Origin of the sequence: Polaromonas sp. OV174, from assembly GCF_900112285.1 — a bacterium.
Taxonomy (GTDB): domain Bacteria; phylum Pseudomonadota; class Gammaproteobacteria; order Burkholderiales; family Burkholderiaceae_C; genus Polaromonas.
In genome coordinates, this window is record NZ_FOKZ01000004.1 from 60,635 (window position 1) to 82,006 (window position 21,372).

Consider the following 21,372-nt stretch of genomic DNA (forward strand, 5'->3'; position numbering starts at 1 on the left):
GGCTTAGCGCATCCACGCGACGGGCGCGGTGACGATCTGGGGAAAGAGCACAAAGAGGAAGAGGATCAGCGTGTAGGTGATGAGGAAGGGGTTGACGCCCCGTATCACCTGGTGCAGCGGCATGCGGCCCACGCCGGCCACCACGTTAAGCACCGTGCCGACCGGCGGCGTGATCAGGCCGATGGCGCCGTTAAGCACAAACATCAGGCCAAAGTAGACCGGGTCTATGCCGGCCTTGACGGCAATCGGCAGCATCACCGGCGCGAAGATCAGTATGGTGGGAGTGAGGTCAAGCGCCGTGCCCACCAGGATCAGCGCGACCATCATCACGGCCATCAGCAGGCGCGGGTTATCCACCAGCGGGCCCAGCCAGTTGGTCAGCGTGCTGGGCAGGTCGGCCAGGGTGATCATGTAGCTGGCGACCTGGGCGCCGGCGCATAGAAACATCACGATGGCGGTGGTCTTGGCGGCGCGCACCAGCACGCCGTGCACTTCGGCCAGCTTCATTTCGCGGTGCACGAATAGGGCCACGACCAGCGCATAAAAGGCGGCGACCACGGCCGCTTCGGTCGGTGTGAAGATGCCGGTTTTCATGCCGCCAATGATGATGAGCGGCATCAAGAGCGCCCAAAAGGCCTTGACGGTGGCGCGCAGTCTTTCGCGCATGGGCAGCGGCTGGCCCTGGGGCAGGTCGGTCTTGCGTAGCACCAGCTTCCAGGCCACGATCAGGCCGACACCCATGATGATGCCGGGCACGATGCCGGCGATGAAGAGCGCCGAGATCGAGGTGTTGGTGGTGACGCCGTAAATCACAAAGGGCAGCGAAGGCGGAATGATGGGCGCGATGATGCCGCCCGAGGCAATCAGCCCGGCCGAGGTATGCATGGGATAGCCCTGCTGGCGCATCATGGGCAGCAGAATAGTGGCCAGCGCGGCGGTGTCGGCCAGCGCCGAGCCGCTCATGCTGGCCATCAGCACGGCCGCGCCAATCGCCACATAGCCCAGGCCGCCACGGATATGACCGACCCAGGCCTGCGCCATGGCGATGATGCGGCGGCTGATGCCGCCCGAGTTCATCAGCTCGCCGGCCAGAATGAAAAAGGGCACGGCCAGCAGCGGAAAGCTGTCCACCCCGGCGACCAGGTTTTGCGCCAGCAGCTGGGTGTCCCAAAAGCCCAGCACCCAGGCCATGCCAGCGCCGGTCAGCACCAGCGCCAGGCCCATGTTCATGCCTATGCCCATGAGCAGCAGCATGCCCAGCGAAAAAACGATGAAGGCCTGACCTTCGCTGCTCATGCTGCGCTCCGCTGCGCGTTGGCCGGCCCGGTCTGGGCGTGTGAGATGAGGGGTTTGAATGTCATGGGACTTATTCCACTTCCGCACCGTGACCGAGGTCCAGCGGCGTGCGTTTGATGATTTCGAACAGCGCCATCAGGCCTATGGCCGCGGCGCATAAAAAAGCCGGCAGTGGCAGCAGCGCGGTCGGGTAGCCGAGCACCACCGAGTAGCTGTCCAGGCCGACCACCACCTGTTGCCAGGCGCCCCAGCCCAACAGGGCGCAGCCCAGCAGCACCAGCGCGCGTATCAGCAGCGTCATGGCCAGCATGGCGCGTGGTTTTTTTTGCAGCGCGCCGACCAGGCTGGTGAAGGCCATGTGCTCGCCGGCCGGGTAGGCGGCGGTGGCGCCTATGAAGACCATCCAGACAAACAGCAGGCGCGACAGCTCTTCGCTGGCGGCCACGCCGCTGCCAAAGCCGTAGCGCAGCACCACGTTGATGAAAACCGCCACGGCCATCACGCCCAGGCAGCTGGCCATCAGCGCATTGCTGATACGTTGAAAGCGGCTCTTGGGCGCTTCGGTCACGGTGTCTGTAGTCATGCTTGCTCCTGTTGGGCCTTGAGCCAGGCGCTGACCTCGAGCTGCAATTGCGCCAGCGAGTCCAGCGCATCGACGCGCAGCACGCCGGCCTCGCCGGTGGGCAGCTCCAGCGTGGCGAACTGGCTGTCGACCAGGCTGGAGGCAAAGAAATGCAAGGGTGCGCGCGCCGCGACGCGGGCCTTGGCTTGCTCGGGGCTGATGTCCAGGAAGACGAAGCGCAGACCCGGTGCGGCCTGACGCAGGCGCTCGCGGTAGGCCCGCTTGAGCGCCGAGCAAGTGAGCACCAACGCCTCGGGATGAGCCTGCAGTTGCTCGCTCAAGGTGTTGAGCCAGCCCTCGCGGTCGGCGTCGGTCAGGGCCACGCCCTGGCTCATCTTGGCCCGGTTGGCGGGGCTGTGATAGTCGTCGCCCTCGACCAGCTGCAGGCCTGTGGTCTGGGCAATTTTGGCGCCCAGGCTGGACTTGCCGCAGCCGGCAACGCCCATGATGACAAGTGAATGGCTCATTGTGAAAAGTCTTGGATAGCGCTATCCGTGTTGCTGAAAATAAACGGTGAACTGCTGGAATGCCTGTTTTTGGATCACCTGCGTCAGGCGGTCCTAGGGATTCTCCGGCTGGTGCTCACCGTTGGATAGCGCTATCCTATGCCAGGATTCATTCATTAAAAGTTGGTAGTTTCCCTAGACTCATGAGCTCAACTCCCGCCCGTTCCCGCGCCACCGGCCGCGTCACTTTGTCCGATGTGGCCCGCAGTGCCGGCGTCAGCCCCATCACCGTGTCGCGGGCGCTGCGCGGCGAGCGCGCCGTCGATCCGGCGCTGGTGGCCAGGGTGCAGGCGGCGGCGCAGCAACTGGGCTATGTGCCCGATCCGGCCGCCCGGGCGCTGGCATCGCAGCGCAGCTCGCATGTGACGGTGCTTATTCCCATGCTTTCCAACGCCTTGTTTGTCGATTTGCTGGAGGCGGTGCAGCGCAGCCTGCGGCCGGCCGGCTACCAGACGCTGATGGGCGTGACCCATTACGACGCCGGCGAAGAGGAGTCGCTGCTGCGCGAACAGTTGGCGCAGCGCCCGGCCGGCCTGCTGCTGACCGGGCTGGAGCGCAGCGACGCGGCCCGTGCGCTGATTGCGCAAAGCGGCGTGCCCTGCGTGCATCTGATGGAAGTCTGCGCCACGCCCGGCGTCTACAGCGTCGGCTTTTCGCAGGCCGACGCCGGCGCCGAACTGACGCGCCACCTGCTGGCGCGCGGCCGGCGCCGCATCGCTTTTGTTGCGGCCCAGCTGGATTCGCGCACCTTGCAGCGGCTGGAGGGCTGGCGCCGCGAATTGCGCGCCGCCGGTTTGTACCAAGCCGAGCTGGAGTGGCTGAACCCAGCGCCCTCATCAATCGCGCTGGGCGGCCAGATGTTCGAGCAAATCATGCAGCGCCAGCCCGAGGTGGACGCGATCTTTTTCTGCAACGACGACCTGGCGCAAGGCGCTTTGCTGGCGGCGCTGCGCCTGGGCGTGGCGGTGCCTGGGCGGGTGGCGGTGGCCGGCTTTAACGACCTGACGGGCAGCGACCAGATGCTGCCGGCGCTGACCACCGTGCGCACGCCGCGCGCCGAGATTGGCCATGCGGCCGCCCGCATGCTGCTGGCGCTGATGAACGGCGAGAGCGTGGCCACGCCTGGCGTGGATCTGGGCTACGAGCTGGTGGTGCGGGCCAGCACCTGACAGCCGTCAATTGGCTACAAAAATAATAGTAACTTGCGCCCGTTCCTATTGGGCTTAAGGCTGATTTGACTTAAAAGTGCCGCCCAACAGGCCGGCGCCACTCCCGCCTCAGTCCGGCTTGATCTTGGCGCGCGCCGCCACCAGTTTCCAGCGCGCCTGTTCGGTCTTGATGAAGGCCGCGTACTGGGCCGGCGTGTCGCCCACAGGCTGGGCGGTGTCGCCGCGCAGGCGCTCGGTGGCTTGCGGGTTGTGCATGGCCTTGGCGCAGGCTTCGGCGATCTTGTCTATGGCGGCCTGCGGCATGCTGGCCGGGGCGTTCAGGCCGTACCACTGCGTCATTTCAAAGCCCGGGTAGCCGCTTTCGGCCACCGTCGGCACATCGGGCAGTTGCGGCAGGCGTTCCTTGGTGCCGGTGGCGATGCAGCGCAGCTTGCCCGACTTGATGTGCGCCAGTATGGCCGGCGCGCCCACGCTGGCGGCGTCCAGCCGGCCGGCCAGCAGATCTGTGAGCTGCGGGCCGGTGCCGCGATAGGGCACATGCAGCACAAAGGTGTCGCTGACCATCTTCAGGTATTCAAAGGCCAGGTGGCCGGCGCTGCCGTTGCCGGCCGAGCCATAGTTGAGCTGGCCCGGTTTGCTCTTGGCCAGGGCGATGAATTCCTTCAGATTTTTCACCGGCACATTGGCATTCACCACGTACAAGCTGGGCACCTTGGCCAGCAGCGAGATCGGCTTGAAATCGCGGTTGGTGTCAAAGGGCAGTTTGTCAAAGATAAAGGGGTTGACGGCAAAAGTGCCGATATGGCCCAGGATGATGGTGTGGCCATCGGTGCTGGTGGCGCATTCCTGCATGGCGATGTTGCCGCTGGCGCCGGGCTTGTTGTCGACAAACACCGACTGGCCCAGTGTTTTGCTGAGCTCATTGGCGGCCGAGCGCGCCACGATTTCCGAGCTGCCGCCCGGTGCAAAGGGCACGATCAGGCGTATCGGCTTGGCTGGCCAGGCGCTTTGCGCGTGGGCGCTGAGCAGCAGGCCGGGAAAGGCGGAAGCGGCGGCCAGGGCGCCGCCGGCCTGGAGGCCGCGTTGCAGGGCCTGGCGGCGGGTGTGGACTGGGTTCATGAAAGCGTCTCCGGGAGCGTGGTGGTGTCCGCACTGTACGACGGGCGCGCGTCTCGGCGTCTAGGTGGTTTTGCTACGCCTGTTACGACGCGAGTGGTGGCTTGTCGCTGAATCAAGGGTTTTCCCTAGGTCGCTTGGCCGGGAGGAATTCAACAATAGCTATGCAATCTCATTCATAGGCAAGGCATCTCTTGGGTGCCCCAACCCCAAGGAGAGCTCTGATGCAAAAGGTCTTGCACATCGACCCGGAAAAATGCACTGGCTGCCTGCAGTGCGAAATGGCCTGTTCTTTCGAGAACTACGGCGTTTTCGCCCCGGCCAAGTCGCGCATCAAGGTCTTCGACTTCCACGACACCGGCAAGAAGGTGCCCTACACCTGCACCCAGTGCGACGAGGCCTGGTGCTTGCATGCCTGCCCGGTCGAGGCCATCAGCGTGGACAAGGCGACCGGCGCCAAGGTGGTCAATGATTCCACCTGCGTTGGCTGCAAGGTCTGCACCATCGCCTGCCCCTTTGGCACCATCAACTACGTGCAGGAAACCGGCAAGGTGCAAAAGTGTGACCTGTGCGGCGGCGAGCCGGCCTGCGCCGAGGCCTGCCCGACGGCGGCCATCACCTTCATAGACGCCAACTGGACCGGTTTGAGCCGGATGCAGCAATGGGCCGACAAGCTGGGCAACCAGCCCTCCGCCGTTTAAGGAGTCACGAGCATGTCATGGGCTGGAAAAATCCTTCGCGTTGACCTGACTGCCGGCAGCGTCAAGTCCGAACCCCTCAATATGGACTGGGCGCACGCCTATCTGGGCTCGCGCGGCCTGGGCAGCAAATACCTGGTGTCCGAGGTCGACCCCAAGGTCGATCCGCTGTCGCCAGACAACAAGATCATCTGGGCCACCGGCCCGCTGACTGGCACCATGGCCTCCACCGGCGGGCGCTACACCGTCATCACCAAAAGCCCGCTGACCGGTGCGATTGCCTGCTCCAACTCGGGCGGCTACTGGGGCGCCGAGCTCAAGATGGCGGGCTGGGACATGGTGATTTTCGAGGGCAAGTCGCCCAAGCCGGTTTACCTCTACATCAACGACGACATCGCCGAGCTGCGCGATGCGGCGCACCTGTGGGGCAAGAGCGTCTGGGAAACCGAGCCGCTGCTCAAAAAGAGCTTGCAGGATCCGCTGCTGCGCGTTTCCAGCATTGGCAAGGCGGGTGAAAACGGCGTGCTCTACGCCGCCGTCATCAACGACCTGCACCGCGCCGCTGGCCGCTCCGGCGTGGGCACCGTGATGGGCAGCAAAAACCTCAAGGCCATCGCCGTGCGCGGCACCAAGGGCGTGGGCAATATCCGCGACCCCAAGGCCTTCATGAAGGTGACCTTCGAGAAGAAAAAAATCCTGCACGACAACGCCGTTACCGGCCAGGGCCTGCCCACCTACGGCACCCAGGTGCTGATGAATGTCATCAATGAGGTCGGCGGCCTGCCCACGCGCAACCACCAGGACGTGCAGTTCGAGGGCGCCAGGGACATCTCGGCCGAAGCCATGGCCACACCGCGCGCCAGCGACGGCAAAAAGCAGCTGGTCACCAACCAGGCCTGCTTTGGCTGCACCATTGCCTGCGGCCGCATCAGCAAGATAGACCAGACGCATTTCACCGTCAGCAACAAGCCGCAGTACTGGGGCGCCTCCGGTGGACTGGAATATGAAGCCGCCTGGGCGCTGGGCGCGGCCAATGGCGTGAAGGACCTGGAAGCGCTGCAATACGCCACCATGCTGTGCAACGAGGAGGGCATAGACCCGATCAGCTTTGGCGCCACCGTGGGCGCGGTGATGGAGCTGTACGAAATGGGTGTGCTGACCAAGGGGCAGATCGGCATAGAAGCGCCTTTCGGCTCGGCCCAGGCGCTGGCCTTTTTGACCGAGGAAACCGTTTACGGCCGCGGCTTTGGCAAGGAAATCGGCCAGGGCTCCAAGCGCCTGACGGCCAAATACGGCCACCCGGATCTGTCCATGACCTCCAAGGGCCAGGAGTTTCCGGCCTACGACGGCCGCGCCATCCAGGGCATAGGCCTGGCCTACGCCACCTCCAACCGCGGCGGCTGCCATTTGCGCGGCTACACCATTGCCTCCGAGGTGCTGGGCATTCCGGTCAAGACCGACCCGCTGGAAAGCGCAGGCAAGCCCGAGCTGGTGAAGGCCTTCCAGGATGCCACGGCGGTCTTTGACTCGGCCGGCATCTGCGTCTTCACCTCTTTTGCCTGGGGCCTGGCCGATGTGGCGCCGCAGCTGCAGGCCGCTTGCGATGAGCAGTACACGACCGAGGAGCTGGAAAAAATCGGCGAACGCATCTGGAACATGGAGCGCGAGTTCAACAACGCGGCGGGCTTTACCAAGGCCGACGATTCGCTGCCCAAGCGCCTGCTGACCGAACCGGCCAAAACCGGCCCGGCCAAGGGCAAGGTCAACCAGCTGGCCGAGATGCTGCCCAAGTACTACGCCGCGCGCGGCTGGGACAGCGAAGGCGTGCCGACGGCGGCTACTCGAACACGCCTGGGGCTTTGAATGTGGCCCCCACGCTTGTCGCTTCGCGTACTGCGCTGCCCCCCGAGGGGGCGTTGCGCCTGCGGCCCGGCGGAGCCGGTTCCGCGGCCCCGGCTGGTGTAGAGAGAAAACCCTCGTGCTTGTCGTTTGGCCTACCTTTTTAAATTCTGGAGAACGACGTCATGACCCACCATGTCATCCTGGGCGCAGGCCCAGCCGGTGTGATTGCCGCCGAAACGATTCGCCAGCACGCACCCAGCGACCGCATCACGCTGGTCGGCAATGAGGCCGAGCCGCCGTATTCGCGCATGGCGATTCCCTATCTGCTGATGGGCAACATCGACGAGCGCGGCACCTATCTGCGCAAGGGTGCCACGCATTTCGCTGATTTGAGAATAAATCAGCTTCAAGCCCAGGCTGAACGGGTGGATACGGCTACTAAAACAATAGCGTTTAACAATGGCGAAGCGCTGGCTTACGACAGGCTCTTGATTGCCACCGGCTCGCACCCGGCCAGCCCGCCGATTCCCGGTCTGGACAGCGCCGGTGTGCATCCCTGCTGGACGCTGGCCGATGCGCGAAACATCATGGCGCTGGCCCAGCCCGGTGCGCGGGTGTTGCAGATGGGGGCCGGCTTCATAGGCTGCATCATCATGGAAGCGCTGACGCAGCGCGGTGTGCGCCTGACCGTGGTCGAGATGGGCGACCGCATGGTGCCGCGCATGATGGGGCCGGTGGCCGGCGGCATGATCAAGGACTGGTGCCAGGCCCAAGGCGTGCAGGTTTTCACCGGCACCCGCGTCGAGGCGATAGTGCCCGGCACGCCGCCGCACACGCCGCTCCAGGTGCGCCTGTCCAACGGCCAGACGCTGGAGGCCGAGCTGGTCATCAGCGCCACTGGCGTCAAGCCCAATATCGGCTTTCTGGAGCATTCCGGCATCACCTGCCTGCAGGGCGTGCTGACCGACGAGCATCTGCAAACCAATGTGGCGGGTGTGTATGCCGCCGGCGACTGCGCCGAGGCCTTTGACAAGGTCAGCGGCACCACCATGGTCAGCGCCATCCAGCCCAACGCCGCCGAGCAGGCGCGGGTGGCGGCGCTCAATATGGTGGGCCAGCGCACCGCGCTGCGCGGCGTGACGCAGATCAATGTGCTGGATACGCTGGGCCTGATTTCCACCAGCTTTGGCAACTGGCAGGGGGTGGCCGGCAGCGGGCCGGCCGATCGGGTCGAGCTGACCGAGCACCAGGCCAACGGCGGCAAGGGCAGGCACCTGAGCCTGCAATTCAAGGACGATGTGATGGTGGGCTGCAACAGCGTCGGCTGGACCGAGCATGTGGGCGTGATGCGCGGCCTGGTGGAGGGCGCCATCCACCTGGGCCCGTGGAAGGAGCGGCTGAAACAAGACCCGACCCAGCTGATGCAAGCCTATCTGGCCAGCGCCCAGGGCCAGGGCGCCTGGAACGGCGCCAGTGACGAGCGACGCCGATGAAAATCACCTTCAAGCTGTTTGCCACGCTGACCGATTACCTGCCGGTGGCGGCGCGCAGCAGCAATCTTCTCGAGCTGGAGGTGGCGCCAGACGCTTCCATCAGCCAGATCATTGCGCCTTTCGGACTGCCGCCCAGGCTGGTGCATCTGGTGCTGGTCAACGGCCATTACATCCAGCCCGAACAGCGCCTGACCCGCAGGCTGCTTGAAAACGACGTGCTGGCGATCTGGCCGCCGATAGCCGGCGGCTGAGCGCCGTGCAATCCCACTACCCCGAGGCGTTCGAGCGCGACATGGGTTGCACCGAGCGCGAGTGGCTGGGCTGGCTGCCCGCAGCGCTGGGCGACAAGCCCTGGCAGCGCGATGGCGCTGGCGTGCAAGTGGCCATAGGCGCGGGCAGCCTGCGGATAGCCTGGCGGGCGGCCGCACCGCGCGTGCTGGGCCAGGCCCGCATTCCGCGTCTGCTGGTGCGCTTTGCCTTTGCCGGGCTGGATGAAGTCCAGCGCCATGCCTTCATGAAGCGCTTTGACCTTTACATGCAGCGTGGCGGTGGCTAGCTGGGCCTGATGCGGGCATGGCCGGCGTGGGCTGAGGCAGCGGGAAGACTTTGCGCTGGTGCAAGAGGCCGCCAATTCGGGCCCGGCCTTGGCCTTAGCGTAAAAAGTGCTCTCAGGCCAATGGCCATCAGCGCAAGGCGCTAGCAAATAAATAGCGGGCTGGCGCCTGCAGGCGGCTCAGTCCGTGAGGCGGCGCGCCGCAAACAGCACCTGGTCTATCACCGCCTGCACATGGTGGCGGTCCCCCTCCTTGAGCAGCTCGCCGGCCGCATCAAAGGCCTCACCAGCATGGCCTAGGGCAAAGGCCTTGGGCGCGACCCAGCAGTGGGCATTGAGCAGCAGGGGCACCAGATGGCTTTGCGAGCGCAGGCCGCCCAGGCCACCGGGCGAGGCGCTGAGCACGCCCACCACCTTGCCGGTGAAGGATTTGAAGCCTTCCAGCCAGGCCGGGTCGCTTTTGACCGGGCTGGAGACCCAGTCTATGGTGTTTTTGAGCAGGGCGGTGTAGCTGCCGTTGTACTCGGGCGAGCAGATGATCCAGGCCGGGTGCTCGTACATGATTTGCTTGAGCTTCATCACATCGGCCGGCGTGCCGCGCGCTTCCAGGTCGGCGTTGTACATGGGAATGTCGAAGTCGGCCAGTTCGATGTGCGTGACCTCGGCGCCGCTGTCGCGCGCCATTTGCGCGCTGACATGGGCCAGTTTGCGGTTGTAGGAGTTCAGGCGGGTGCTGCCGGCGAAGATCAGGAGTTTCATGGGCTGGAATGAAATGAGAGGGTGAATGAGGCGGATGGCGCTGGCTTAGCGTTCGGAGATGGCCAGGCGGGCGGCCAGGCCCAGGAAAACCGAGCCGGCCAGCCAGTTCAGCGCGCGCTGGGCGCGTGCCGAGCGCTGGAAGGCCTGACCCACCGAGGCGGCAAACCAGGCGATGGCGCCAAAGGTGAGCAGGGTCGCCAGGATGAAGACCCCGCCCAGGCAAACGATTTGCAGACCGACGCCGCCTTGCGCGGGGTTCACGAACTGCGGCAAAAAGGCCAGGAAGAAGATCACCACCTTGGGGTTGCTCAGGTTCATGATGACGCCGCGCCGGTACATCTGCGCGGCGGCCAGCGGCTGGGAGCCGGCGGTGGCCGTGCCGCCTACCGGGGCGCGAAACACCTGCCAGGCCAGATAGGCCAGGTAGGCGGCGCCGCCCAGCTTGAGCACGGTGAAGGCAGTGCTGGAAGCGGCAAATACCGCCGCCAGCCCAAGCGCCACGGCGGCGGTGTGAAACAGCAGGCCGGTGCACAGGCCCAGCACCACGAACAGGCCGGCGCGCCGGCCCTGCAGGGCCGACTGCATCAGGACTAACAGATTGTCCGGACCGGGCGACAGGCCTAGCAAAACCGAGACGCCAAAGAAGGTGAGAAGGATGTCGAAAGAAGGCATGTTGTGGCTGTTACTGCTGGATAGAGATGGTTGGGAGGTTGGCGCTCATTTTGACCTGATTCAGGGGCGATCTCGACGCTCATTAGCGATGCGCTAGCCACCTGCCCCAGAGGGCCAGGGGTTTCTTGAAATCGATAAAATGTACAAATTCAACCAATTTGTACAAATGCATACCCTGTCCTTAAGTGAATTCCGTGCCAACGCCTCGGCCATGCTGGATCTGGTTGAGCAGGGCCAGACCGTGCGTATCTTGCGCCACGGCAAGCCGGTGGCCGAACTGGTGCCCGTGAAAGCCGAGGCTGCCGCCCGCGTCCCGAGCTGGAAGCGCGACATCGAACCGCTGCGCATCGTGCGGCCAGACGGCAAGAGCGGCGCCCAGCTGATGATAGAAGAGCGCCTGGAAGGCGCGCAGGAGGCGGCTCATGCGGGTGCTGTTTGACAGCTCGGCGCTGTACAAGCGCTACAACGCCGAGGCTGGCCGCGAGCAGGTGCTGGCCGCCAGCGAGCGCGCCAGCGAAGTGGTGGTGGCGGCGCATTGCAAGGCCGAGATTGCCTCGGCCCTGAATCGCCAGCGCCATGAGGGCCTGGTCGATGCCGGCGACTACGCCCGCATCATGGCCATTGTGCAAGGCGATTTTGCCGACTTCACCTGTGTGGCGCTGGACAGCCGGGTCGAAGCCCAGTCGATCGCGGCGATGGAGGCCAGCCGGCTGCATGCCATGGACGCCCTGCACATAGGCACGGCGCAGGTGGCGCGGGTAGACCTGTTTGTCACCGCCGACCGACGCCAAGCCCTGGCGGCACAAGCCGCCGGCCTGAAAACCGAACTGATTGAGATCTGACATGTTTTACCCCCAAGAATTTGACGTCATCGTGGTTGGCGGAGGCCATGCCGGCACCGAGGCCGCGCTGGCCGCCGCCCGCATGGGCTGCAAGACCCTGCTGCTGACGCACAACATCGAGACCCTGGGCCAGATGAGCTGCAACCCGTCCATAGGCGGCATAGGCAAGGGCCATCTGGTGAAAGAGGTCGATGCCATGGGCGGCGCCATGGCGCTGGCCACAGACGAGGGCGGCATCCAGTTCCGCATTCTCAACAGCTCCAAGGGGCCGGCCGTGCGCGCCACCCGGGCCCAGGCCGACCGCATTCTGTACAAGGCGGCGATACGCCGCATGCTGGAAAACCAGCCCAATCTGTGGCTGTTCCAGCAGGCGGTGGACGACCTGATGGTGGAGGGCGATCGCGTGGTCGGCGCCGTCACCCAGGTCGGCATCAAGTTCCGCGCCCGCACCGTGGTGCTGACGGCCGGCACCTTTCTGGACGGCAAGATCCATGTGGGGCTGAACAACTACGCGGCCGGCCGGGCCGGCGATCCGCCAGCGGTGTCGCTGAGCGCCCGCCTGAAAGAGCTCAAGCTGCCGCAAGGTCGGCTGAAAACCGGCACGCCGCCGCGCATAGACGGCCGCTCCATAGATTTCAGCAAGTGCAGCGTGCAACCCGGCGACGGCATGCCGGGCGGCAACGGCGACACCGTGCCAGTGTTCAGCTTCATGGGCGGCAGCATTGCCCATCCGCAGCAAATGCCCTGCTGGATCACCCACACCAACGAGCGCACCCACGACATCATCCGCTCCGGCTTTGACCGCAGCCCCATGTTCACCGGCAAGATCGACGGCGTGGGCCCGCGCTACTGCCCCAGCGTGGAAGACAAGATCAACCGCTTTGCCGACAAGGACAGCCACCAGATTTTCCTGGAGCCCGAAGGCCTGACGACGCACGAGATCTACCCCAACGGCATCTCGACCAGCTTGCCCTTTGACATCCAGTACGAGTTGGTGCGCTCCATGGTGGGCATGGAAAACGCCCACATCCTGCGCCCGGGCTACGCCATCGAGTACGACTACTTCGATCCGCGCTCGCTCAAGAGCAGCTTTGAGACCCGGGCCGTGGCCGGCCTGTTTTTTGCCGGCCAGATCAATGGCACCACCGGCTATGAAGAGGCGGCGGCCCAGGGCATGTTTGCCGGCATCAATGCGGCGCTGCAGTGCCGGGGCAAGGAAGCCTGGTTGCCAAAGCGCGATGAGGCCTACCTGGGCGTGCTGGTCGATGACCTGATCACCAAGGGCGTGACCGAGCCCTACCGCATGTTCACCAGCCGGGCCGAGTTCCGCCTGATGCTGCGCGAAGACAATGCCGACATGCGCCTGACCGAAAAGGGCAGGGAGCTGGGCCTAGTGGATGATGCGCGCTGGGACGCCTTCAACCGCAAGCGCGACGCTGTTTCACGTGAAACAGAGCGCCTGCGTTCCATCTGGGTCAATCCCAACAATCTGCCGGTGGCGGAAGCCGAACGGGTGCTGGGCAAGGCGATAGAGCGCGAATACAACCTGGCCGACTTGCTGCGCCGCCCCGATGTGAACTATGCCGGGCTGATGTCCTTGAATGAAGGCAAATACCTCAATCCGGATATTCCGGCCGGGCAGGGCGGTGTTGTTTCACGTGAAACAGAAGGCTTGCCGGCGGATTTTTTCAAAAGCGTGATCGAACAAATCGAAATCACCGCCAAGTACGCCGGCTATATCAACCTGCAAAAGGAAGAGGTGGAAAGGGCTTCGCACTACGAAAATCTCAAACTGCCGGCCGACCTGGATTACCTGCAGGTGACGGCACTGAGCTTTGAGGCGCGCCAGACCCTGGCCAAGCACAGGCCGGAAACGCTGGGCATGGCCTCGCGCATACAGGGCATCACGCCGGCTACGGTGTCGCTGCTGCTGGTGCATTTGAAAAAGAATCTGTGGAAGAACACGGTTCCGGCCCAGGCCGCCGAGAAGGTGGGACTCTGATGCGCAGCGGTGAAAAGGATTTGCGTGCCGGATTGAAAACGCTGGAGCTGGATTTGCAAGACTCGCAAATCCAGCAGTTGCTGGACTATCTGGAACTGATCGCCAAATGGACCAAGGTTTACAACCTGACCGCCGTACGCGATCCGGCCGAAATGATGACGCACCACTTGCTGGACAGCCTGGCGGCCATCGCACCCCTGAGGCGGCATCTGCAACAGGCCGGCCTGGTACAGGGCAGCAGTCTGTTGGATGTGGGCTCGGGCGCCGGCCTGCCTGGCGTGGTGATTGCCATTTGCTGCCCGATGGTGGCCGTGACCTGCGTGGATACGGTAGCTAAAAAAGCCGCCTTCATCAAGCAGGCGGCACTGGCCCTGAAGCTACCCAATCTCACCGGCCTGCATGCGCGGGTGGAAAGCATAGGTCAGCCCTTTGATGTGATCTGCTCCCGGGCCTTTGCTTCGCTGCTTGATTTCACCCAATGGTCGGCCGCTGCGCTGGCGCCGCATGGGGTCTGGATGGCCATGAAGGGCAAGCACCCCGCCGAGGAACTGGCGGCCTTGCCGGCAAGCGTAGAGGTGTTTCACGTGGAACAACTGCAGGTGCCGGGCTTGGACGCCGAGCGCTGCATGCTCTGGTTACGGGCAAAAACCTGAAGGCCATAGCCCCGGTTTGAAATTGACGGGCAAGGCGGCGCCGGCCCTGTCGTAAACTCAAGCCCTCACTTCCGGGGGTATTTCATGCTGGGCTCATTCGTTGGCATTGCCGACTATGGCGCTTTTGTTGCTGCCATCATCATTTTTCTGGCCATTCCCGGCCCTGGCAACCTGGCCTTGATTACCTCCACCAGCAAAGGTGGCATTTCCGGTGGCCTGGGCGCCACCCTGGGTGTGATTGCCGGCGACCAGGTCTTGCTCTGGGCCGCCGTGGCTGGTGTTTCTGCGCTGATGGCAGCCTATCCCGCAGCCTTTCATGCCGTGCAGTGGCTGGGTGCTGCCTACCTGGCCTGGCTGGGCGCCAAGATGCTGCTGGCCAAGCCAGGCGCTGCGCCGATTTTGCAGATCAGGCCACATCACTACTTTCGCCAGGCGCTGCTGATCACCTTGCTCAATCCCAAGGCCATCGTGTTTTACCTGGCCTTCTTTCCCTTGTTTGTGGATCCAGCCCAGCACCAGGGGCTCAAGACTTTTGCCGTGATGGCTGCCACCATCGCGCAGCTGACTTTTCTCTATGGCCTGGTGGCGGTGCTGCTGACCTATACCCTGGCCGAGCGGCTGCGGGCCAATCCCAAGGTCTCAGCGGCGCTGGAAAAAGCTGCCGGCATGTTTCTGATCGGCTTCGGCATCAAGCTGGCGCTGTCCAAGTAAGCCCTGGCCAAGCGCCCATCCATTTCTTTTCTCTCCTTAACCGAACAAGCCCTTCACACACCACATGGCCAAAATATTCTGCATTGCCAATCAAAAGGGCGGGGTGGGCAAGACCACCACCACAGTCAACCTGTCGGCCGGTCTGGCCCAGGTCGGCCAGCGCGTGCTGATGATAGATCTGGACCCGCAGGGCAATGCCACCATGGGTTCGGGGGTGGATAAGCGCAAGCTTGAGCTCTCGGTCTACGACGTGCTGCTGGAGTCCTCCAGCATTGCCGAGGCGCGCGTGCGCAGCGAAAAATGCGGCTACGACGTGCTGGGCGCCAACCGCGAGCTGGCCGGCGCCGAGATCGAGCTGGTCGGGCTGGAGCGGCGCGAAAAGCGCCTCAAGCAGGCCTTGGCTGCCGTCGAGAAAGACTATGACTTCGTCCTGATCGATTGCCCGCCTTCGTTGAGCATGCTGACGTTAAACGGCCTGTGCGCGGCGCATGGCGTGGTGGTGCCCATGCAGTGCGAGTACTTCGCGCTCGAAGGCGTGACCGATCTGGTCAACACCATCAAGCAGGTGCACGCCAATCTGAACAAGGACTTGCAGATCATCGGCTTGTTGCGCGTGATGTTCGATCCGCGCATCACGCTGCAGCAGCAGGTCAGCGAGCAGCTCAAGGGGCATTTCGGCGACAAGGTGTTCAACACCCTGATCCCGCGCAATGTGCGCCTGGCCGAGGCGCCCAGCTATGGCTTGCCCGGCGTGATTTTTGACCCCTCTTCCAAGGGCGCACAGGCCTTTGTGGCCTTTGCCCAGGAGATGGTGGAGCGCATCAAAACCATGTAAATCGCTGGTTTTTGATGAAATAGCCCTCCAGCCCATAGATGACGGGCGCAACCAGCTATTAAAAACATAGCAAATCAATGAATTGACCTGATGCACGCAGACAAAGTCCTGATTCTTCCCGGCTGGCAAAACAGCGACGTCGATCACTGGCAAAGCCGCTGGGAGCGCGCCCAGGGCTACACCCGTGTGGAGCAGCACGACTGGATGCGGCCGCTGCGTGGCGACTGGATCGCCCGGCTGGAGGACGTGCTGCTGGCGCGCGACGTGGCGCGCCACGGCCCCGTCGTGCTGGTGGCGCACAGCCTGGGCTGCGTGCATGTGGCGGCCTGGGCCGCGCACTCGAAAAACACCCACCGCGTCAAGGCGGCGCTGCTGGTGGCACCGCCCGATGTGGAGCGTGACGATGTGCGTCAGCTGCTGCCCAGTTGGGCGCCCATGCCCTTGCAGCCACTGACCTTCAAGAGCGTGGTCTATGCCAGCAGCGACGACCCGTTCTGCGCCCCCGAGCGGGCCAGCCGCTTTGCTGCCGCCTGGGGCGCCGAGCTGATAGATGCCGGCCCGCGCGGCCACCTCAACGCCGAAAGCGGCCTGGGCGACTGGCCCGCGGCCCACGAGCGCTTGCTGCAACTAATTCGTGATGACGCTGCCAGTGCTATGCCCGGCAGCCTCAGCGCCTCCTCGCTTTAAAGAAAGACAAGAAAAGATATGGTCACCAAAAAACCCAAGGGATTGGGCCGCGGCCTGGAAGCCCTGCTAGGTCCCAAAGTCAGCGAAACCGTCGAGGCCGACGGCAGCCAAGGCAACGGCAGCGGCACCAGTCCCGGTTTGCCGGCCTCCTTGCGCCTGGTTGACATGGTGGCCGGCCAGTACCAGCCGCGCACCCGCATGGACGAGGGCGCGCTCTACGAGCTGGCCGAGTCCATCAAGGCGCAGGGCATCATGCAGCCCATCCTGGTCAGGCGCCTGAACCATGGCGCCCACGACGGCAAGTACGAGATCATCGCCGGCGAGAGGCGTTTCCGCGCCGCCAAGCTGGCCGGCCTGGACAGCGTACCGGTGCTGGTGCGCGACGTGCCCGACGAGTCGGCCGCGGCCATGGCGCTGATAGAAAACATCCAGCGCGAAGACCTCAATCCGCTGGAAGAGGCGCAAGGCCTGCAGCGCCTGGTGAAGGAGTTTGGGCTCACGCACGAGCTGGCGGCGCAGGCCGTGGGACGCTCGCGCAGCGCCGCTTCCAACCTGTTGCGCCTGCTCAACCTGGCCGACCCGGTGCAGACCATGCTGATGGCCGGCGACATTGATATGGGCCATGCGCGCGCCTTGCTGGCGCTGGACCGGGCCACGCAAATCACCGCGGCCAACCAGATCGCGGCCAAAAAGATGTCGGTGCGCGAGGCCGAAAGCCTGGTCAAAAAGCTCGATGTCGAGTTCTCGCTGAAGCCGCAAAAAGTGGCCAAGGAAAAATCGCGCGACACCCGCCGCGTCGAGGAAGAGCTGGCCGACCTGCTGATGGCCGAGGTGGAAGTCCGCATCAAAAAGCAGGTCAAACGCAATGGCCGGCGCGAAGACATGGGCGAGCTGGCGATACAGTTCGGGTCCATGGACGAGCTTAATGGGCTGATAGAGCGGCTGCGCGGCTAAGGACCAAGTCATACGCAGTTGCAAAAGCCAGGCGCAGACGGCTTGACGCGCCTTGGGGCTCTCTGTGTTGCTCGGTAGTGGTAGGGGGGCTGGCGCAAGCCAGAAAACGCCCCACAGCCTGGTTTAAAGCGGCCCCAAGGTGACTTACTGCGTGGGCCGCAACAGGCAATAAAAGAGCACGCCATGGCGTGCTCTTTTATATGGCGCAGTGCGTGGGCCACGCCTTCGGCAACTTCAAGCGGCTTACAGCGTAAATATCTTGCCCGGATTCATGATGTTCTTGGGGTCCAGTGCGCGCTTGATGCTGCGCATCATGGCCACCGCACCAGCGCCAGTCTCGGTCACCAGGAAGTCCATTTTGTGCAGGCCCACGCCGTGTTCGCCGGTGCAAGTGCCTTCAAGCGCCAGGGCGCGGGCCACCAGCTTGTGGTTCAGGGCTTCGGCGGTTTCACGCTCCTCGGGCTTGGCGGGATCTATCAGGTAGCCAAAGTGAAAATTGCCGTCGCCCACATGGCCGACCAGGAAGTAGGGAATGCCGCTGGCATCGGCCTCGGCCACTGATTCCAGCAGGCAGTCGGCCAGGCGCGAAATCGGCACGCAGGTGTCGGTGGAAATGGCGCGGCAGCCGGGCTTGCTCTGGATGGCGGCGAAATAGGCGTTGTGGCGCGCCGTCCAGAGTCGGGTGCGCTCTTCCGGTGTGCTGGCCCATTCAAAGGCCTGGCCGCCGTGGCCGCTGGCCAGTTCCTGCACCAGCTCGGCCTGTTCCTTCACGCCGGCGGGTGAGCCGTGGAACTCCATCAACAGCATGGGCTCCTCGCGCAGGCCTAGCTTGCTGTGAGCGTTGACCATGCGCACGGTGTTGGCGTCTATCAGTTCGACACGGGCAATCGGCACGCCGAGCTGTATGGTTTCTATGGTGGTGCGCACCGCCGCTTCAATGCTGGGAAAGGAACAGATTGCGGCCGAGATGGCTTCGGGCAAGGGATAGAGCTTCACCGTGACCTCGGTGATCACACCCAGCGTGCCTTCGCTGCCCACCAGCAGGCGCGTCAGGTCGTAACCAGCCGATGATTTCTTGGCGCGCGTACCGGTGCGTATCACCTCGCCGCTGGCGGTGACGACTTCCAGTGCCAGCACGTTTTCACGCATGGTGCCGTAACGCACGGCGTTGGTGCCGCTGGCGCGGGTCGCGCTCATGCCGCCCAGGGTCGCGTCGGCGCCGGGGTCTATAGGGAAGAACAGGCCAGTGCTTTTGATTTCTTCGTTGAGCTGCTTGCGCGTCACGCCGGGCTGCACCGTCACGGTCAGGTCTTCGGCGTTGATATGCAGCACCTGATTCATGCGGCTCACATCAATGCTGATGCCGCCCTGCACGGCCAGCAAATGACCTTCAAGCGAGCTGCCGACGCCAAAGGGAATGACGGGCACGCCGTACTCGCTGGCCAGCTTCACGGCATCGGCGACATCAGCCGTGTTTTCGGCAAAGATCACAGCGGCCGGCGGCGGCGCGGCAAACGAGGACTCGTCGCGGCCATGCTGCTCGCGCACCACCAGCGCGGTGGAGCAACGCTCGGCAAAGCGGGTTTTAAGGGCGTCAATCAGCGCCGCAGGGGTCTCGCGCTGATGGATTTCGGGCAGCAGGTGTTCGGCTAGGGGGGCGTTCATGTGTGTCTCCGGGATCGGAGACACAGTTTACGGCCTGTGGGCGTAGCCCCCAGGCTTAATAGCTAGAGCCTGCGGCCCGGTTGAGCTCCTCGCGCGAGATGAAATTGTCGTGGTTGGCGTCGATCTGATCGAAGCGCTGCACGACGGCCGGGAAGTGCTCGGTCTCCTGGCGGCTCAGTCTGCCATCCCGGTTCTGGTCGGCGCGGTTGAAGGCGGCGTCCAGGTCCTTGGCACTGGTCTGGTTGTGCGGAATACCGTCTTTGGTGCTGGTTGCCGTCAGTTGCGCGGCTTGTGTGTCGGGGCTGGCGGGAGGCTGGGCCCGGGCGCCTAGGCAGGCGCCCAGCAACAGCCCGGTCAATAGCAGCAGGCTGCGCGCATCAAGCTTGGGCATAGAATGTTTTTTCACGGTCGTCATTACGCGCATGTGGCTCTCTCAAGATGGAACAAGGCGCCCATTGCAACTCAGCAGGCGGTGATCTGCCAGCAGTTTTGCAGGGTGTTGCCTCACTCACACGAGGGCTTATGACGAAACATTCTTTTGCCTGGCGTAACGTCTGTGCGAAGGGATGAATTCAGGTGGCAAGACCATTGATTCACTTTCACATAACGCGCCCAGCGCACCTCAGCACATGGCCAACAGACTTTCACAAATAGCCACCCGCACCGGCGATAACGGCACCACCGGGCTGGGCGACAACACCCGCGTCTCCAAAGACAGCTTGCGCGTGCATGCCATGGGCGATGTCGATGAACTGAACTCGCACATCGGCTTGCTGCTGTGCGAAGAGTTGCCAGCCGGCGTGCGCGAGCTGCTGGTCGAGGTGCAGCACCAGCTCTTCAATCTGGGCGGCGAGTTGTCGATTCCGGGCTTTGAGTTGCTCAAGCCCGAAGCCGTGGCGCTGCTCGATGCGGCGTTGGCGGAACACAATGCCCAGCTGCCGCGCCTGGCCGAGTTCATTTTGCCGGCCGGCAACCGCGCCGCCTCACAAGCCCATGTCTGCCGCACCGTGGCGCGCCGCGCCGAACGCGCCGTGGTGGCGCTGGGCGCGGCCGAGCCGCTGAAAGAAACGCCGCGCCAGTACCTCAACCGCCTGAGCGACCTGATGTTTGTGCTGTCGCGCGTGCTCAACCGCATGAACGGCGGTGACGACGTCTACTGGAAGAGCGAGCGCATGGCGCGCGCTGCTTCCGAGTCCTAAGTCCTAAAGGTCGACCCGTTTCAGCAGTCCGGCGACCGTCTCATCGCGCAGCTTGAGGGGCTCTATCAAGTCGTTTTCGGCTGCGAAGTCACGCCCGGTGATGAGCGACGCGGTGGCCACAATGGTGTCGGTGGCCGGCATGGGCAGGCCGGCGACACGGCCTAGCGCGGCACAGAAGACCAGGCCGAAGGGCACATCCTCGGCCAGGAAGCGGGTCGCCGTGTCGGTGGGGCCGGGCGGGCCGCCGCGCGCGGCATGCAGCTCGGCCGCAATCTCGGACAGCTTTTCCGATTTGGTGGAAAACGACTGGGCGAAGTGCCGCTCTATGGTGCGCACCGTCAGTCCAAAGGCTTGTGCCAGCGCCAGCCGTTCCGCATCGAGTTTCTCGATCACGGCCGCCACTTGCGGCGTCATGTAGTGGTACTGCGGCCAGTTCTCTGCACGCTCTATGCGCGTCCAGTTGAACAAGGCCAGCGGGCCGTGCGCCGCCGGGTTGATGTTGGTCAGCGCGCTGGCAAGGGCATTGTCTTGGGCGCTAAAGCCCTCGCCAAAAAGCTCGCGGCATAGCGCCACCATCGCCTCGGTGCGCGCCTGCGGCAGGGCCGAAACGCCCAGTTCGGCGCGCCGCGTCATGATGCGCACGGCGTCCGGTGCGCTGCGTCGCGCCGTCAGCACCGTGGTGCCGAAGCTGGCCACGGTGATGTCGCGACCCAGTGCTTTGGCGCCCTCGGCGAGGTATAGCGCCGACAGCGAACTCATGGAGCTGACGATGACGGTTTGCCCATCGCGCAAATGGGGCAGCAGCCGGTCCATGACGGCGCGGTGGCCGTTGACCGGTACCGCCAGCAGCAGCACGTCTGCGCCTTTTACCAGGGCCTGGGCGCTGTCGGCCACCTGCACGCTAACTTCGGTTTCCAGCACGCCCGAAGCCCGCAGCGGCGCCTTGCGCAAGCCTTCCGCGCCCAGGCCGCCGGGCGACCAGACGCTCACCGCATGTCCGGCATGCGCCAGCCAGGCGGCGTTGGCAAAACCGATGCCGCCGGTGCCGGCAATTCCTACTTTCATCTTCGTCTTCATGGTCATCCTGTTGTGATCTTT

24 protein-coding genes are annotated in these 21,372 nt (G+C 64.1%); 15 read left to right on the plus strand and 9 right to left on the minus strand.

Annotation, left to right across the window (positions count from 1 at the left end):
* Positions 1 to 3 precede the first annotated feature (3 nt).
* From BM160_RS04995 to BM160_RS05005, 3 genes are all read right to left on the minus strand, one after another.
* Positions 4 to 1,296, minus strand: a complete 1,293-nt coding sequence (locus BM160_RS04995; protein ID WP_092001494.1) for a TRAP transporter large permease — start codon at positions 1,294 to 1,296, stop codon at positions 4 to 6.
* A 70-nt stretch (positions 1,297 to 1,366) separates the two neighbouring features.
* On the minus strand, positions 1,367 to 1,879 hold the full coding sequence (locus BM160_RS05000) for a TRAP transporter small permease subunit (RefSeq protein ID WP_092001497.1): 513 nt from the start codon (positions 1,877 to 1,879) through the stop codon (positions 1,367 to 1,369).
* The gene (locus BM160_RS05005) at positions 1,876 to 2,385 is read right to left on the minus strand and encodes a gluconokinase (RefSeq protein ID WP_092001500.1); all 510 of its coding nucleotides are present in this window, start codon (positions 2,383 to 2,385) and stop codon (positions 1,876 to 1,878) included. The genes BM160_RS05000 and BM160_RS05005 overlap by 4 nt, the downstream gene beginning before the upstream one ends.
* 182 nt (positions 2,386 to 2,567) lie before the next feature.
* On the opposite strand from BM160_RS05005, the gene BM160_RS05010 reads away from it, so the two are divergent.
* Complete coding sequence (locus tag BM160_RS05010) at positions 2,568 to 3,593, plus strand: HTH-type transcriptional regulator GntR (protein WP_092001503.1); 1,026 nt, start codon at positions 2,568 to 2,570, stop codon at positions 3,591 to 3,593.
* A gap of 108 nt (positions 3,594 to 3,701) precedes the next feature.
* Here the strand turns inward: BM160_RS05010 and BM160_RS05015 are convergent, their stop codons facing one another.
* Complete coding sequence (locus tag BM160_RS05015) at positions 3,702 to 4,712, minus strand: Bug family tripartite tricarboxylate transporter substrate binding protein (protein ID WP_092001506.1); 1,011 nt, start codon at positions 4,710 to 4,712, stop codon at positions 3,702 to 3,704.
* Positions 4,713 to 4,933: 221 nt separating this feature from the next.
* Between BM160_RS05015 and BM160_RS05020 the strand changes: the two genes are divergently transcribed.
* The 5 genes from BM160_RS05020 (at position 4,934) to BM160_RS05040 (ending at position 9,298) form a co-directional block, all read left to right on the plus strand.
* Positions 4,934 to 5,410 carry a 4Fe-4S dicluster domain-containing protein gene (locus BM160_RS05020; RefSeq protein ID WP_092001509.1) on the plus strand — a complete coding sequence of 159 codons (477 nt, stop codon included), beginning with the start codon at positions 4,934 to 4,936 and terminating at the stop codon, positions 5,408 to 5,410.
* Between the two features lie 12 nt (positions 5,411 to 5,422).
* A complete protein-coding gene (locus tag BM160_RS05025; RefSeq protein WP_092001513.1) occupies positions 5,423 to 7,270 on the plus strand; it encodes an aldehyde ferredoxin oxidoreductase family protein in 1,848 nt (615 codons plus the stop codon).
* A gap of 161 nt (positions 7,271 to 7,431) precedes the next feature.
* Positions 7,432 to 8,742 (plus strand): NAD(P)/FAD-dependent oxidoreductase, encoded by a 1,311-nt coding sequence (locus BM160_RS05030; protein WP_092001516.1) that lies wholly within the window; start codon positions 7,432 to 7,434, stop codon positions 8,740 to 8,742.
* Positions 8,739 to 8,993 (plus strand): sulfur carrier protein ThiS, encoded by a 255-nt coding sequence (locus BM160_RS05035; protein WP_092001519.1) that lies wholly within the window; start codon positions 8,739 to 8,741, stop codon positions 8,991 to 8,993. Before BM160_RS05030 ends, BM160_RS05035 begins: the two co-directional genes overlap by 4 nt.
* A 5-nt stretch (positions 8,994 to 8,998) precedes the next feature.
* On the plus strand, positions 8,999 to 9,298 hold the full coding sequence (locus tag BM160_RS05040; RefSeq protein ID WP_092001522.1) for a hypothetical protein: 300 nt from the start codon (positions 8,999 to 9,001) through the stop codon (positions 9,296 to 9,298).
* A gap of 177 nt (positions 9,299 to 9,475) precedes the next feature.
* On the opposite strand, the gene BM160_RS05045 is transcribed toward BM160_RS05040, so the two are convergent.
* A complete protein-coding gene (locus BM160_RS05045; RefSeq protein ID WP_092001525.1) occupies positions 9,476 to 10,054 on the minus strand; it encodes an NADPH-dependent FMN reductase in 579 nt (192 codons plus the stop codon).
* Between the two features lie 45 nt (positions 10,055 to 10,099).
* A complete protein-coding gene (locus BM160_RS05050) occupies positions 10,100 to 10,726 on the minus strand; it encodes a LysE family translocator (RefSeq protein ID WP_092001528.1) in 627 nt (208 codons plus the stop codon).
* Between the two features lie 139 nt (positions 10,727 to 10,865).
* Between BM160_RS05050 and BM160_RS05055 the strand changes: the two genes are divergently transcribed.
* The 8 genes from BM160_RS05055 to BM160_RS05090 all read left to right on the plus strand — a co-directional run bounded on the left by BM160_RS05055 (position 10,866) and on the right by BM160_RS05090 (position 17,410).
* Positions 10,866 to 11,165, plus strand: coding sequence for a type II toxin-antitoxin system Phd/YefM family antitoxin (locus BM160_RS05055; protein ID WP_255368647.1), 300 nt, complete (start codon positions 10,866 to 10,868; stop codon positions 11,163 to 11,165).
* A complete protein-coding gene (locus BM160_RS05060; protein WP_092001531.1) occupies positions 11,149 to 11,568 on the plus strand; it encodes a type II toxin-antitoxin system VapC family toxin in 420 nt (139 codons plus the stop codon). Before BM160_RS05055 ends, BM160_RS05060 begins: the two co-directional genes overlap by 17 nt.
* A 1-nt stretch (position 11,569) precedes the next feature.
* Positions 11,570 to 13,570: a tRNA uridine-5-carboxymethylaminomethyl(34) synthesis enzyme MnmG gene (gene mnmG, locus BM160_RS05065; RefSeq protein ID WP_092001534.1), complete on the plus strand. Its 2,001-nt coding sequence runs from the start codon at positions 11,570 to 11,572 to the stop codon at positions 13,568 to 13,570.
* Entirely contained in the window at positions 13,570 to 14,223 is a 654-nt protein-coding gene (gene rsmG / locus BM160_RS05070) for a 16S rRNA (guanine(527)-N(7))-methyltransferase RsmG (protein WP_092001537.1), read from the plus strand. The genes mnmG and rsmG overlap by 1 nt, the downstream gene beginning before the upstream one ends.
* Before the next feature lie 84 nt (positions 14,224 to 14,307).
* A complete protein-coding gene (locus BM160_RS05075; protein ID WP_092001541.1) occupies positions 14,308 to 14,934 on the plus strand; it encodes a LysE family transporter in 627 nt (208 codons plus the stop codon).
* Positions 14,935 to 14,998: 64 nt separating this feature from the next.
* The gene (locus tag BM160_RS05080; protein ID WP_092001545.1) at positions 14,999 to 15,769 is read left to right on the plus strand and encodes a ParA family protein; all 771 of its coding nucleotides are present in this window, start codon (positions 14,999 to 15,001) and stop codon (positions 15,767 to 15,769) included.
* A 90-nt stretch (positions 15,770 to 15,859) separates the two neighbouring features.
* Positions 15,860 to 16,456, plus strand: coding sequence for an RBBP9/YdeN family alpha/beta hydrolase (locus tag BM160_RS05085; protein ID WP_092001548.1), 597 nt, complete (start codon positions 15,860 to 15,862; stop codon positions 16,454 to 16,456).
* A gap of 18 nt (positions 16,457 to 16,474) precedes the next feature.
* Positions 16,475 to 17,410, plus strand: a complete 936-nt coding sequence (locus tag BM160_RS05090) for a ParB/RepB/Spo0J family partition protein (RefSeq protein WP_092001551.1) — start codon at positions 16,475 to 16,477, stop codon at positions 17,408 to 17,410.
* 243 nt (positions 17,411 to 17,653) lie between these two features.
* Here the strand turns inward: BM160_RS05090 and BM160_RS05095 are convergent, their stop codons facing one another.
* Together BM160_RS05095 and BM160_RS05100 are read right to left on the minus strand one after the other, a co-directional pair.
* Complete coding sequence (locus tag BM160_RS05095) at positions 17,654 to 19,075, minus strand: FAD-binding oxidoreductase (protein ID WP_092001554.1); 1,422 nt, start codon at positions 19,073 to 19,075, stop codon at positions 17,654 to 17,656.
* A 55-nt stretch (positions 19,076 to 19,130) separates the two neighbouring features.
* Positions 19,131 to 19,490 (minus strand): EF-hand domain-containing protein, encoded by a 360-nt coding sequence (locus tag BM160_RS05100; RefSeq protein WP_092001557.1) that lies wholly within the window; start codon positions 19,488 to 19,490, stop codon positions 19,131 to 19,133.
* A 214-nt stretch (positions 19,491 to 19,704) separates the two neighbouring features.
* Between BM160_RS05100 and BM160_RS05105 the strand changes: the two genes are divergently transcribed.
* A complete protein-coding gene (locus tag BM160_RS05105; protein ID WP_092001560.1) occupies positions 19,705 to 20,274 on the plus strand; it encodes a cob(I)yrinic acid a,c-diamide adenosyltransferase in 570 nt (189 codons plus the stop codon).
* Between the two features lie 3 nt (positions 20,275 to 20,277).
* Here BM160_RS05105 and BM160_RS05110 read toward each other — a convergent pair whose 3' ends face one another.
* Entirely contained in the window at positions 20,278 to 21,351 is a 1,074-nt protein-coding gene (locus BM160_RS05110) for an NAD/NADP octopine/nopaline dehydrogenase family protein (protein ID WP_255368649.1), read from the minus strand.
* Between the last annotated feature and the right edge of the window lie 21 nt (positions 21,352 to 21,372).

What these genes read in the sequence shown, in the direction of transcription:
- BM160_RS04995 (WP_092001494.1), bottom strand. Translation starts at nt 1,296, where the DNA reads ATGAGCAGCGAAGGTCAGGCCTTCATCGTTTTTTCGCTGGGCATGCTG.
- BM160_RS05000 (WP_092001497.1), bottom strand. Translation starts at nt 1,879, where the DNA reads ATGACTACAGACACCGTGACCGAAGCGCCCAAGAGCCGCTTTCAACGT.
- BM160_RS05005 (WP_092001500.1), bottom strand. Translation starts at nt 2,385, where the DNA reads ATGAGCCATTCACTTGTCATCATGGGCGTTGCCGGCTGCGGCAAGTCC.
- BM160_RS05010 (WP_092001503.1), top strand. Translation starts at nt 2,568, where the DNA reads ATGAGCTCAACTCCCGCCCGTTCCCGCGCCACCGGCCGCGTCACTTTG.
- BM160_RS05015 (WP_092001506.1), bottom strand. Translation starts at nt 4,712, where the DNA reads ATGAACCCAGTCCACACCCGCCGCCAGGCCCTGCAACGCGGCCTCCAG.
- BM160_RS05020 (WP_092001509.1), top strand. Translation starts at nt 4,934, where the DNA reads ATGCAAAAGGTCTTGCACATCGACCCGGAAAAATGCACTGGCTGCCTG.
- BM160_RS05025 (WP_092001513.1), top strand. Translation starts at nt 5,423, where the DNA reads ATGTCATGGGCTGGAAAAATCCTTCGCGTTGACCTGACTGCCGGCAGC.
- BM160_RS05030 (WP_092001516.1), top strand. Translation starts at nt 7,432, where the DNA reads ATGACCCACCATGTCATCCTGGGCGCAGGCCCAGCCGGTGTGATTGCC.
- BM160_RS05035 (WP_092001519.1), top strand. Translation starts at nt 8,739, where the DNA reads ATGAAAATCACCTTCAAGCTGTTTGCCACGCTGACCGATTACCTGCCG.
- BM160_RS05045 (WP_092001525.1), bottom strand. Translation starts at nt 10,054, where the DNA reads ATGAAACTCCTGATCTTCGCCGGCAGCACCCGCCTGAACTCCTACAAC.
- BM160_RS05050 (WP_092001528.1), bottom strand. Translation starts at nt 10,726, where the DNA reads ATGCCTTCTTTCGACATCCTTCTCACCTTCTTTGGCGTCTCGGTTTTG.
- BM160_RS05055 (WP_255368647.1), top strand. Translation starts at nt 10,866, where the DNA reads ATGTACAAATTCAACCAATTTGTACAAATGCATACCCTGTCCTTAAGT.
- BM160_RS05060 (WP_092001531.1), top strand. Translation starts at nt 11,149, where the DNA reads ATGCGGGTGCTGTTTGACAGCTCGGCGCTGTACAAGCGCTACAACGCC.
- mnmG (WP_092001534.1), top strand. Translation starts at nt 11,570, where the DNA reads ATGTTTTACCCCCAAGAATTTGACGTCATCGTGGTTGGCGGAGGCCAT.
- rsmG (WP_092001537.1), top strand. Translation starts at nt 13,570, where the DNA reads ATGCGCAGCGGTGAAAAGGATTTGCGTGCCGGATTGAAAACGCTGGAG.
- BM160_RS05075 (WP_092001541.1), top strand. Translation starts at nt 14,308, where the DNA reads ATGCTGGGCTCATTCGTTGGCATTGCCGACTATGGCGCTTTTGTTGCT.
- BM160_RS05080 (WP_092001545.1), top strand. Translation starts at nt 14,999, where the DNA reads ATGGCCAAAATATTCTGCATTGCCAATCAAAAGGGCGGGGTGGGCAAG.
- BM160_RS05085 (WP_092001548.1), top strand. Translation starts at nt 15,860, where the DNA reads ATGCACGCAGACAAAGTCCTGATTCTTCCCGGCTGGCAAAACAGCGAC.
- BM160_RS05090 (WP_092001551.1), top strand. Translation starts at nt 16,475, where the DNA reads ATGGTCACCAAAAAACCCAAGGGATTGGGCCGCGGCCTGGAAGCCCTG.
- BM160_RS05095 (WP_092001554.1), bottom strand. Translation starts at nt 19,075, where the DNA reads ATGAACGCCCCCCTAGCCGAACACCTGCTGCCCGAAATCCATCAGCGC.
- BM160_RS05100 (WP_092001557.1), bottom strand. Translation starts at nt 19,490, where the DNA reads ATGACGACCGTGAAAAAACATTCTATGCCCAAGCTTGATGCGCGCAGC.
- BM160_RS05105 (WP_092001560.1), top strand. Translation starts at nt 19,705, where the DNA reads ATGGCCAACAGACTTTCACAAATAGCCACCCGCACCGGCGATAACGGC.
- BM160_RS05110 (WP_255368649.1), bottom strand. Translation starts at nt 21,351, where the DNA reads ATGAAGACGAAGATGAAAGTAGGAATTGCCGGCACCGGCGGCATCGGT.